Origin of the sequence: Gordonia ajococcus (assembly GCF_012974285.1) — a bacterium.
In the GTDB taxonomy this organism is placed as follows: Bacteria; Actinomycetota; Actinomycetes; order Mycobacteriales; family Mycobacteriaceae; genus Gordonia; species Gordonia amicalis.
The window spans coordinates 4,917,799-4,929,075 of the sequence record NZ_CP052884.1 but is presented as its reverse complement, the minus strand read 5'-3'; the positions used below and the strand labels follow the sequence as shown (position 1 = coordinate 4,929,075).

General features: G+C 66.5%; 10 protein-coding genes and 1 pseudogene. 5 read left to right on the top strand and 6 right to left on the bottom strand.

Annotated elements, in window-relative coordinates; genetic code table 11:
* Positions 1 to 51 precede the first annotated feature (51 nt).
* Positions 52 to 693 carry a trypsin-like serine protease gene (locus GAA2_RS22220; RefSeq protein ID WP_024499120.1) on the top strand — a complete coding sequence of 214 codons (642 nt, stop codon included), beginning with the start codon at positions 52 to 54 and terminating at the stop codon, positions 691 to 693.
* 25 nt (positions 694 to 718) lie between these two features.
* On the opposite strand, the gene GAA2_RS22215 is transcribed toward GAA2_RS22220, so the two are convergent.
* Together GAA2_RS22215 and GAA2_RS22210 are read right to left on the bottom strand one after the other, a co-directional pair.
* On the bottom strand, positions 719 to 1,486 hold the full coding sequence (locus tag GAA2_RS22215) for an oxygenase MpaB family protein (protein ID WP_024499121.1): 768 nt from the start codon (positions 1,484 to 1,486) through the stop codon (positions 719 to 721).
* A gap of 157 nt (positions 1,487 to 1,643) precedes the next feature.
* Positions 1,644 to 1,847 (bottom strand): cold-shock protein, encoded by a 204-nt coding sequence (locus GAA2_RS22210; protein WP_004020476.1) that lies wholly within the window; start codon positions 1,845 to 1,847, stop codon positions 1,644 to 1,646.
* Positions 1,848 to 2,053: 206 nt separating this feature from the next.
* Between GAA2_RS22210 and GAA2_RS23480 the strand changes: the two are divergent.
* Both GAA2_RS23480 and GAA2_RS22200 read left to right on the top strand, forming a co-directional pair.
* Positions 2,054 to 2,995: pseudogene (locus tag GAA2_RS23480) on the top strand (hypothetical protein); the annotation flags it as partial.
* Entirely contained in the window at positions 2,992 to 3,825 is an 834-nt protein-coding gene (locus tag GAA2_RS22200) for an aldo/keto reductase (protein WP_024499123.1), read from the top strand. The pseudogene GAA2_RS23480 and the gene GAA2_RS22200, both read left to right, overlap by 4 nt.
* A 73-nt stretch (positions 3,826 to 3,898) precedes the next feature.
* Here the strand turns inward: GAA2_RS22200 and GAA2_RS22195 are convergent, their stop codons facing one another.
* The 4 genes from GAA2_RS22195 to GAA2_RS22180 all read right to left on the bottom strand — a co-directional run bounded on the left by GAA2_RS22195 (position 3,899) and on the right by GAA2_RS22180 (position 8,762).
* Entirely contained in the window at positions 3,899 to 4,672 is a 774-nt protein-coding gene (locus GAA2_RS22195) for a class I SAM-dependent methyltransferase (protein WP_024499124.1), read from the bottom strand.
* Between the two features lie 138 nt (positions 4,673 to 4,810).
* Positions 4,811 to 6,226: a xylulokinase gene (locus GAA2_RS22190; RefSeq protein ID WP_024499125.1), complete on the bottom strand. Its 1,416-nt coding sequence runs from the start codon at positions 6,224 to 6,226 to the stop codon at positions 4,811 to 4,813.
* The gene (locus GAA2_RS22185) at positions 6,223 to 7,698 is read right to left on the bottom strand and encodes a mannitol dehydrogenase family protein (RefSeq protein WP_159404673.1); all 1,476 of its coding nucleotides are present in this window, start codon (positions 7,696 to 7,698) and stop codon (positions 6,223 to 6,225) included. Before GAA2_RS22185 ends, GAA2_RS22190 begins: the two co-directional genes overlap by 4 nt.
* Entirely contained in the window at positions 7,695 to 8,762 is a 1,068-nt protein-coding gene (locus GAA2_RS22180) for an NAD(P)-dependent alcohol dehydrogenase (RefSeq protein WP_051995445.1), read from the bottom strand. The genes GAA2_RS22185 and GAA2_RS22180 overlap by 4 nt, the downstream gene beginning before the upstream one ends.
* A gap of 123 nt (positions 8,763 to 8,885) precedes the next feature.
* Here GAA2_RS22180 and GAA2_RS22175 point away from each other — a divergent pair, with 123 nt between their 5' ends.
* Both GAA2_RS22175 and GAA2_RS22170 read left to right on the top strand, forming a co-directional pair.
* Positions 8,886 to 9,929: a sugar-binding transcriptional regulator gene (locus GAA2_RS22175; protein WP_006438378.1), complete on the top strand. Its 1,044-nt coding sequence runs from the start codon at positions 8,886 to 8,888 to the stop codon at positions 9,927 to 9,929.
* Positions 9,926 to 11,275, top strand: coding sequence for an ABC transporter substrate-binding protein (locus GAA2_RS22170; protein WP_006438377.1), 1,350 nt, complete (start codon positions 9,926 to 9,928; stop codon positions 11,273 to 11,275). The genes GAA2_RS22175 and GAA2_RS22170 overlap by 4 nt, the downstream gene beginning before the upstream one ends.
* Positions 11,276 to 11,277 lie beyond the last annotated feature (2 nt).

The following is an 11,277-nucleotide window of genomic DNA, read 5'->3' as shown; positions in this document are numbered from 1 at the left end:
CCGCCCGTCGCCGGCACGGTTAGGCTGTTCACGCTGCCTGGGGAGGGAAACATGAGGATTCGGTTGCGCGTGTTGCTGGCGTTGGGGGCATCGACGGCGCTGTTCGCAGCGCCCGCTGTCGTGGCGGATGCCGCGGTGCTCACCGTGAGGTCGGGGATGGCGGTCAGCATCGACGACACCTTGGTCACAGCGAACAGTTGCACTCTCGGCGCGGTGATCTCTCGAACGAAGGCGCTGACCGCGGGGCACTGCGGCGACGTCGGTAGGCCGGTGTACGACCAGAAGGGACACCGAATCGGGACGATCACCGCCAACCGCATCGCGCGACAACTCGACATCGCGGTGATCCGCCTGGCGCCGCGTGTGTCTGCCCGGATCGACACGGTGAACTGGGATGCGAAGTTCCACCGGGGTCAACTGGTCTGGAAGTCGGGGATCACCACGGGCTACGGAACGGGCAAGGTCACCGACCCAGCCGAGGTGCTGCGCACTTCGCACGGCGTCTCACTCACGCCGCCGTTCCTGACGAGCCACGACTCGTATTCGATTCAGACGAGTCTTCGGTCGGAGTCGGGAGACAGTGGTGCTGGTGTTCGGAACAGTCGTGGGCAGGTCGTCGGAATACTGTCGTCCGCAACCATCGAGGGAACCGTCGTCGTCCCCGTGTCACGGTTGCCGCGCGCGCTGCGGTAGGAGAAGACGCAGATCCCAGGTGCTCTCAGCGGGTCCGCCGCGCGGCGAGGACCTTCTCGCGGACCTCGACGGGCCAGATGTTCCGCGCTGGTGCGACGGCATCCACCGCTGAGAGGATCGTCGCGGTGCGCGCCAGCGACCGCCGATCGGCCGCCGATACGGTTATCCCGAGATGCGTTGCCGCCACTGGATGTTGGATCGCACGGACCGCCCCGGAGGGGAGGTTGCGAAACAGCCAGTAGTCCGGGCGGAGGAGCTGTGTGCGGTACCAGCCCATGCCGGGGTCGGGGTCCAGCTGAGTGGCGAGAGCGTCGTCGAAGTACTCGTCGAACTCGTGCAGCGTCGCCGGCATCGCGCGCGCCGAGATGCCGAGGCGCCCGTACCATTCGCAGGTCTCGGCATACAGCTTCTCGCGGTCGTCGGCTCCGAGTCCGCCGAAGAACACGTCCACACAGGTGAACAGGGCGTCGACATAGGTGGCATGCTCGAAGAAGAAGACGTCGGGGTTGAGTGCGTGATACCTCTGCCCATCAGGTCGGTGGCCGTGAAAGTGGTCGTGGCTGTAGCGGATCAGGCGTACGGCGTCGAAGTCGTCTTCGTAGGCGGACCTGACGATGCATGGCGCGGTCCGCTTCTTGTGGATGAACACGCGGTTGGAGACCATCGAGAACTCGTGGGTGGCGGATGCGATCGAGGGATGGAGCATCTGCAACGACACCGCGCGGCAGATCGACATCACGAATCGGCGGTCACCGGCATAGCGCCACAGAAGCGAGTGTTCGTCGAGTGTCATGATCGCCATCCTTCGTCCGGCACATCCCCCAAATCTGGAAACGGAGGTTATCAGATATCGGGAGCGCCATCGACGGCGGTGGTGATCATGTCCCGGAAACGACGAAACGCCCCATCTGACCGGAGTCGGATGAGGCGCTTCGTGAAGTCAGGTGTGCTTAGAGCGCGCTGACGTTGGTTGCCTGGGGGCCCTTGGCTCCCTGCTCGACGTCGAATTCGACGCGCTGGTTCTCCTCGAGGTTGCGGAAGCCGCTACCGGTGATGGAGGAGTAGTGGACGAAGACATCTGCGCCCTGGTCGTCGGGTGCGATGAAGCCGAAGCCCTTTTCGCCGTTGAACCACTTGACGGTTCCCTGTGCCATACTGCTGTACTTCTTTCTTCAGTTCAGCAGCCACCAAAACTGATGACCGCTCGACAAGTGTGGCACAGAAAATGTGTCCTGGGAAACGGTGGGTGCGAATTTCCACAAAACAGGTGCACAATGGCGGTTTTGCGGGTCGCGTCAGTCCGTCTGCTTCGGCAAACGGATGACGGTGGTGGGTTGGCTTGGTTCCACCGGTGTTCGGCGCGTCGGGGGTTACTGATGGTCGAACGGCCGGGTGTGGTCGAGGTCGATCTGCCGGGCCGCCGCGCTGCATCCGGGGAAAGGTGCAGCACAGTTCGCCCGGCGTGTGTCCCGTGCGCGGGCACTCCAACGTGCAGGGCGACCGGACGGTGGCTATCTGGGAGAAGATGCCGGACGCCTTCCTCGATGCGCTCGACACCGAGTTCGGCATCCGCTCACCCCGCCGTCACGGACTCGACGCCGTCGACTCGATCCGGGGCATACGAGACGGGCGCGCCGCGCTCGTCCTGCCGTCGCTGGACCGCACGGACCGAGACGTGCGGAAAGGGCAGCGCCAGCTGGTCCCCGTCGAGCATTCGATGTCGGTGGTCCGTCTGGCCTGAAACCCGACCTCAACGCTCGGGTACGGCAACCCGACGGGTTCGTCCTTCCCGCACCCCGTGATGAGCACCGGTTCGAAACCGCAAGCGGCAAAGCGCGGTTCGCGGTGAACGAGCTGCAGTGGGTACCGGTCCCCGAAGGACGACCGGTCCTTCAGACCATGCGCAGCCACGACCAGTACAACACCACGATCTGCGGACTGTCCGACAGGTATCGGTGCGTGGACGGTGGACGGTGGACGGCGCGCGCTCTTCATCAACGCCGCGCTCGTGCCTCTCGACCACGTCGCCATCGACTCGAACACCCCCGCCTCCAAGGCGGTCCGATCTGACCGGCAATCGAACAGAGGTCGCCACGCACCTGGGTCGTCGATCCGTCATCGCAGACCGAGCAGCTCGAGGCTTGCTCAGCAGGTCAGGCCATGTGCAGGAATATCCCCGGTCCGGGCGTGCCTTGAACCGAACACGGTCGTGCATCCCTCGGGCTCGGTTGCGCCATCATCGGCGACCCGGTGCCGAGGTACGCCCTCGTCTCGCCGCAACGAAAGGACAGATCGCGTATGACAGTCCCGAACATCACACTCAACAACGGCATCACCATTCCGCAGTTGGGCTTCGGCGTCTTCCAGGTTCCGCCGGAGGACACGCGGGCGGCGACGCTGACGGCCTTCGAGGTCGGCTACCGCCACATCGACACCGCCGAGATGTACGGCAACGAGAAGGGCGTCGGTGAAGCGCTGCGCGATTCCGGCCTCTCCCGTGACGAAGTCTTCATCACCAGCAAGCTCAACAACGGATTCCACGACTTCGACGACGCGCTCAAGGCGCTCGACAAGACGAACGCCGACCTCGGGATCGACCAGGTGGATCTGTTCCTGATCCACTGGCCGCTGCCGGAGGTGGGCGACTACGTCCAGACGTGGAAGGCCCTGGAGAAGGCCTACGCCGACGGCAAGGCCCGTGCCATCGGCGTCTCGAACTTCCAGCAGGCGCACCTGCAGCGTCTGTTCGACGAGGCCGACGTGGTTCCTGCGGTGAACCAGATCGAGGTGCATCCATATCTGTCGCAGAACCCGTTGCGTGTCTTCAACTTCGAGCACGGCATCGCCACCGAGGCGTGGTCGCCGATCGCGCAGGGCAAGGTCGTCGACGACCCGGTCATCGCGAAGATCGCGGAGGCCAAGGGACGCTCGGCCGCCCAGGTCACGTTGCGGTGGCACATCCAGCGCGGCGACATCGTCTTCCCCAAGTCGGTGACGCGCTCCCGCGTCGAGGAGAACTTCGCGCTCTTCGACTTCGAGCTGTCCGAAGACGAGGTCTCGGCCATCGACGCCCTCAACGCCGATGCCCGTATCGGTCCCGATCCGGATACGTTCAACTACGTGCCGGAGTGACCGTCGCGCCCCTCGTCAGGGCAACCGGTCAGCAATGGGTATCGCTGAGCGAAACCCATTGCTGACCGGCCGATCAGGGAACCCGGAGCGATGCCCGCAGCTGGCCGAAGCGGAACAGCGCGGGTTCCCCGACCACCGACTGGTATCGGTCGACCACGGCGGCGACGAACGCATCGATCTCCGTGTCGGGTAGTCGGCTGGTCCAGTCGGAGGCGCCCACCGCGAACCAGGCGCGAAAATCGTCGACCGAATCGAATTGCCAGGACAGGTCTTTCACCGTCAGGTCGTCGACGGTGAACCCGGCCGCCTCGGCGAGGTGGCCGAAATGGGCCGGTTCGACGTGAACGTACGGTGCGCGGAATCCGTCGAAAGCGGGGGCCCAGCGCGAATCGGTCGCGACCTGCATCGCCACGTCCTCGATGCTCGGGCGCTCGGTCGCGCAGACCATCTGCAGCACCGCGCGTCCGCCGTCGACGAGACTTCTCCCGATCTGTCGCAGCGCCTCCCGCTGATCGTGGACCCAGTGGAGGGCGTTGAAGGAGACCGCGATGTCGAAGTCGTGGTCGAACGGCAGCGCCAGCACGTCGTCGACGTGGAACTGGACGCGCAGCATGTCGAACGGCACCCGGGCCGAGGCACGGTCGATCATCCGGTGCGAGGCGTCGACCCCCACCACCGAGCCGTCGGGCAACCGTTCGGCCAGCAGCATCGTGATGAAGCCGTCCCCACATCCGACGTCGAGGAGTCGCTCGTCACCTGCGAGCGCGAGGCCGGTGATCGACTCCTCGGCCACCATCCGCTGCAGGCCGCTCACCTCCGCGTACCGTTCACCGTCCCAGTCGACCATCGCATCTCCCGTCGTCGAGCATCGGCGTTCATGGTCCACCGCCGACCGCGCCGGGACATGGCATTCGCAACATCCGTGTGCTCCTGCGTGCAGGTTTCCATCCCGCGCGACCGCTTTCCAGCCGCTGATCGGATCCGATCAGCGCGAAGGAGACACTCCGGCGGGAACAACGCCGGCAACCGTGTCCGCGATCTCGCGATAACGGTCGTACACCTCAGGACTGGCTGGAGCGGTGAGGGTTTCGCGGGGTACGTCCCATTCGGGCAGCTCGCCGGTGAGGGCCCAGGCCGCCTGACGCGCGGCGCCGAGCGCGACGTGCTCCCCCTCAGAGGGGACCTCGACCTCGCCGCCGAAGAGCGCCGGCGCGATGGTCCGTACCGCAGCCGATTTCGCGCCACCACCGGTGAGTAGGACACGGTCGACGTGCACTCCTTGCTCCTCGATCTTCTCCCGGCAATACACCAGGGACGAGACCAGCCCCTCGATCGCGGCGCGGGCGATCGACGCGGAGGTGAAGTTGCCGGCCGTGATGCCCGTCAGGGTCCCGCTGGCGTCCGGGAGGTTGGGGGAGCGTTCGCCCGCGAACCATGGCACCATCGTCAGCCCTCCGGCGCCCGGTTCTGCCGAGATCGCCAGTCGCGCGAACTCGTCGAGGTCCACGCCGAGCATCTTCGCAGTCGACGCCAGAACCGGCGCACCGTTGAGCGTGCAGACCAGCGGCAGGTGCCGGCCGGTCGCGTCGGCGAAACCGGCGACCAAGCCGGCAGGGTCGCTGGGGGCGGTGTCCGAGACGGCGCAGACGACGCCCGACGTCCCCAGAGATGCCACCGCATCTCCCCCTCGGGCATGGAGTCCGAGGGCTGCGGCTGCGTTGTCACCGGCGCCCGCGCCGACGACCACGCCGGAGGGAGTGGTTCCCGCCCGGTCGCCCGGTCCGACGACGCCCGGCAGAGCCGGACGACGGCCATGGAAAGCCAACTCCAGCAGATCTTTGCGATACTCGCCGGATGCCGCGTCGAAGTATCCGGTTCCCGACGCGTCGCTGCGATCGGTGGTCAGCCGGGCGATGTCGGTACAGCCGCGCAGACGCCAGGTGAGCCAATCGTGTGGAAGGCACACGGCGGCCGTGGCATCGGCGTTCTCGGGCTCGTTGTCGGCGAGCCAGCGGAGTTTGGCCGCGGTGATCGCGGCGACGGGGACGACGCCCACCGCCTCCGCCCACGCTGCCGGGCCGTCGAGGTCGTCAACGAGGTCGGCGGCGCTGGACGACGATCGAATATCATTCCACAGCAGGGCATCTCGTACCACCTGTCCGGAGCTGTCCAGGCACACCATCCCGTGCTGCTGTCCCGCGACCGACACCGCGGACACGCCGTCGAATCCGCCGGCTGCGGAAACGGCCGCGCACAGTGCATCCCACCAATGATCGGGGTGCACCTCGGTTCCGGGCGGGTGCGGTGCACTCGCCGACCGGATGACCGCACCGGTGCGTGCGTCACAGATGACGACCTTGCACGACTGGGTGGACGAATCGATCCCGGCGACCAGGGTCATGAGAGCAGCTCGGTGAGTGTGGCGCGGGCACCCTTGGTGCGCATGGATTCCAGTGCGGACAGATAGGGCGTCGTGAACAGTTCCTCGTCGGCGAGGGTGCCGAAGAGGTCGCTGTCGGCGACGAACGCCAACGGGTCGGTGCGCGATCGCCTGGCCCGCGGAACAAGCTCCGCAGCAAGGGGATCGACGACGTCGATCGGTGCACCCTGTTCGTCGACGCCCTCGGCGTACCGGGTCCAGCTCGCGACGACCGCCGCTGCCAGTTCGCTGCGCTGGCCGGCCGCCAGGCGCTCCCGGATCACCGGCAGCAACCACTTCGGGATCCGATCCGATGAGTCTTGGCACAGCCGGGCGATCGTGTCGGCGATCGCCGGGTTGGCGAAGCGCTCGAGCAGGGTGTCGATGTAGGCCTCGACGTCGACGCCGGGCAGTTCCTGCAGGGTCGTCTTGCCCTCTTCGGTCATATAGCGGCGCAGCAGGTTACGGATGTCGTCGTCCGACGCGGCGTCGTGGACGTAGCGGTAGCCGAGTAGATGACCGAAGTAGCAGAGCGCCTGGTGTCCGGCGTTGAGCAACCGCAGTTTCATCAGCTCGTAGGGAGTGACGTCGTCGACGACCTGCACCCCCACCGTCTCGAGGGCGGGGCGTCCCATCGAGAAGTCGTCTTCAAGGACCCATTGGGTGAAGGGTTCGGCGACCACCGGCCACGCGTCGACGATCCCGGTACGTGTGGCGACCTCGGCGGCGAGACCGGAAGGTGTTGCGGGAGTGATGCGGTCGACCATCGAGTTGGGGAAGCAGGTGTTGAGCTCGATCCAACCGGCGAGATCCTGATCGCGGAGCCGTGCATACGCGAGGAACGTCGACCGTGCCATGTGCCCGTTGCCCTGGATGTTGTCGCAGGACATCACGGTGAACGAGGGGACACCACGTTCGCGACGCCGGGCGAGTGCCTCGGTGACGAGACCGAACACCGTGCGCGGAGGTGCTGAACCTTCGAGGTCAGCGACGATGTCAGGGTTCGTGGCGTCGAACTCGCCGGTCGAGGGGGAGAAGTTGTACCCACCCTCGGTGACGGTCAGTGACACGATCCGGGTCGACGGATCGCTGAGGCGTTCCAGAACCTTCTCGGGATCGTCGGGGGCGTAAAGGTATTCGACGATCGAGCCGATCACCGACGTCTGGATGTCACCGTGTGGATGTTTCAGTGTGAGCGTGAACAGGCCGTCCTGCGGGACGAGTGCATCGCGCATGGCGGCATCCGCCGGACGGACCCCGACACCACAGATTCCCCACACCGCGGCAGCGGGATCAGATGCCAGCAGTCGGTCGAGGTACATGGCCTGGTGGGCACGGTGGAAAGCGCCGACACCGAAGTGCACGATGCCCGGGGTGACAGCCGGGCGGTCGTACGCAGGGACCTCGGCGTTCTGGATCCGGGTCAGCGTGTCGGCCTTCAGCGGGATGCTCATCGGCGAGCCTCTCCTGTCTGTACAGATCCGGGGTGGGCGGATCCGGGATGATCGATGTTCTGCCACTGCGAGATACCGGGATAGACGACGGCCTTGATGTTCCCGGGCCGGAGGTCGGCGTTGAGTGCGTCGGTCAGTTCGTCGAGGCCGAACCGTGCGGTGACCATGGCGTCGAGGTCCACCGCGCCGGTGCGGACGAGTGCCAGGGCGGTCGGCCAGGTGTTGGAGTACCGGAAGACGCCGGTCACGACGAGCTCGCGGTTCTGGATGAGCGTCACGGGTAGTTCCATCGTGTCGGAGCCCATCCCGACGAGGACGACGTGTCCGGCGGGGCGTACCCGGGCCATGCCGTCACGAACGGCTGCCCCGACACCGCTCGCGTCGACGAAGGCGTCGACCGGGTCGATGTCCTCACCGGGTGCGATCGCGTCGGTCGCACCGAACTCCGTCGCCCGCGCACGGCGCTGCTCGTCGGGTTCGCTCACCACGATGCGTGCCAGGCCCGATGCCCGCGCGACCTGGGCGATCAGCAACCCGATGGGCCCGGCGCCGGCGATGAGGACGGAGTCACCGGCCGCGACGTCCGCCTTGCGCAGTGCGGCGATTCCCACGGAGAGCGGCTCGAACAGTGCCGCGGCCTCGTCGGAGACCTCCGGCGGAACCGGGTGTGCGAAGTCGGCTCCGATGGTGACGTATTCGGCGAAGGCGCCGTCGATCGGCGGCGTTGCGTAGAACTCCATATGCGGGCACAGGTGATAGTCCCCGCGCTTTGTCTCGGCGGTCCTCGGGTCGGGTCGTTGCGGCTCGATCGACACGCGTTCGCCGATCCGGCCAGGGCTGACACCGTCGCCCACCGCCACGATCACGCCGGATGCCTCATGGCCGAGAACGAGCGGGTCGCGCACGACGTGGTCCCCGATGCGTCCATGTCTCAGGTAGTGGGTGTCGGAGCCGCAGACGCCGACCGCCCGCACTGCCACGAGCACGTCCCCGGGCGCCGGATGCGGCGACCGGCGGGTCTCGGTGCCGACCGACAGATCCGGGTGGAGAACGCCGGCCCGCATCACCTCGTTGGTGCCCGGGACGTTCGTATCGGTTGTTGCGTGGGTCACACATCGGATGCTAGCTTATTGAGCACATTCACCGCCAGTGAGCATCTGCTCACAGAGAACGGGGGTAGGCCACCGATGGCACCTCGCAAGCAGGCGGCCGACACCGCCGACGACCAGCAGGGTTCGTCGGGGCGTTCAGTCGGCCCACGCGGCAACGACACCGGCCAGGACCTGCGGCTTCTGGTCCGCGCCGCCACGATGTACCACCTCGAAGGCCTCACCCAGGCCGAGATCGCCGCCCGGCTGGGTGTCTCCCGACCCACCGCCGGCCGCCTCGTCGCCCGGGCGCGGGCGCAAGGGTTGGTCCACGTCTCCGTGTCGGCACCGGCACATCTGTCGTCGTCGATCCACACCGAGCTCGAGCGTGCGGTCGAGGAAACGTTCGGTCTCGACGAGGTTCTGGTCATCGACGAGGTCGCCGACGGATCTACCACCGGAAACGCCGCACTGGGCCGGGCCGGCGCCTCGGTGCTGACCCGACGCATCCAGGCCACCGACACCTTCGGCTTCACCTGGGGACCCGAGCAGGTCGCGGTTGCCGACGCCATGGGCGCGTCGGCATCATGCCAGCGAGTCGTACAGATGGACGGTTCGATGACCTCGGTGGAGTACCACACGGGTGTCGACCACGCGCTGTCGCGATTCTCCGAACGCCTCCACGCCCGGCCCCTGCGGCTGGTCGCGCCGCTCTACGTCGATCCAGAGACCGTCACCGCGGTGAACCGTGATTCGATTCTGTCGCAGTCGCTCTCGGCCGCACGGGGTGCGCAGGTCATGCTTTTCGGGGTCGGGTCCGTGTCGACCTCGACGACCCTCTTCGAAGGGTCCTTCATCGACGCGATCGTGCTCGACGAACTCGTCGAGTTGGGCGCGGTCGGCGAGATCGGCGGCCGCTTCTATGACGCGAACGGAGATGCGGTGGCATCCAGCCTCGTCGACCGGACTGTCTCGGTCCCCCTCGACGCGGTCCGGGCGTGCCCTACCTCGATCCTCGTCTCCGGCGGCGAGCACCGGCAGGAATCCATCCTCGGCGCTCTCCGCGGTGGTTACACCACCATCCTGGTCACCGACGTCGCGACGGCGGAATGGCTTGTCTCGAAAGAGAAAGGTGAACAATGAAGTTCTCCCGACCCCGAATGCTCGGCGCTCTCCTGGCGACCGCGGCCCTGGTGATGACCGGCTGCTCCGGCGCCGGCTCACTCACCGGCGGAGGCGGGCGCGAGATCACCGTTGCGATGGTCTCCAACTCCCAGATGCAGGACGCGGTCGCGCTGTCCGACCAGTTCGAAGAGCAGAACCCCGGTGTCACGGTGAAGTTCGTGACGCTCTCGGAGAACGAGGCCCGCGCGAAGATCACCGCGTCGGTCGCCACCGGCGGCGGCGAGTTCGACGTCGTGATGATCAGCAATTACGAGACCCCGATGTGGGGTGAGTACGGGTGGCTGGTCAACCTCAGTCCCTATATGGACGCCGATCCCGAGTACGACGCCGACGACTTCATCCCGACGCTGAAAACCGCACTGTCACATGACGGATCGATGTACTCGGCACCGTTCTACGGCGAATCGTCCTTCCTGATGTACAACAAGAAGCTCTTCGCCGAGGCCGGCGTCTCACTCCCGGCGAATCCCACCTGGCCCGAGGTGGCGGAGGCCGCGAAGAAGCTCGACAACGACCGCACCGCGGGCATCTGCCTGCGCGGCAAGCCCGGCTGGGGTGAGGTGCTCGCACCGCTCAACACCGTCATCAACGCCTTCGGTGGCCGCTGGTACGACGAGGAGTGGAACGCCCAGCTCGACAGCCCGGAAGTCGAAGCGGCGGTGCAGTTCTATGTCGACACCGTCCGCAACCACGGAGAAGCCGGCGCGTCGTCGTCGGGCTTCCAGGAATGCGGAAACCTGCTCTCTCAGGGGCAGGTGGCGATGTGGTACGACGCCACGTCGGCGGTGTCGGTACTCGAGAGCCCGGAGACCTCGTCGATCGCCGGCGACGTCGGCTACCTCCCGGCGCCGAGTATGGCGAAGCAGGACAACGGCTGGCTCTACACCTGGTCGCTCGGCATCCCGTCGAGCAGCAAGCATCCCGACGAGGCGTGGTCGTTCATCCGCTGGATGACCAGCAAGAGCTACATCGAGTACGTGTCGGACAAGCTCGGTCCGAGCCACGTCCCGCCGGGTAGTCGACTATCGACCTATGAACTACCCGCGTACAAGGAGCTCGCGAAACCGTTCGCCGAGCAGACCCTGACCGCGATGCAGGCGGCGAATCAGCTGAAGCCGACGCTGGAGCCGGTGCCCTACACCGGAGTGCAGTTCCTCGCGATTCCCGAGTTCCAGGACCTCGGTACCCGTGTCAGCCAACAGATCTCGGCGGCGATCGCCGGACAGATCAGCGTCCGGGACGCGTTGGCGCAGTCCCAGGAGTACGCCGCGGTCGTCGGCAAGTCCTACCAGAGGGAGCAGTGATC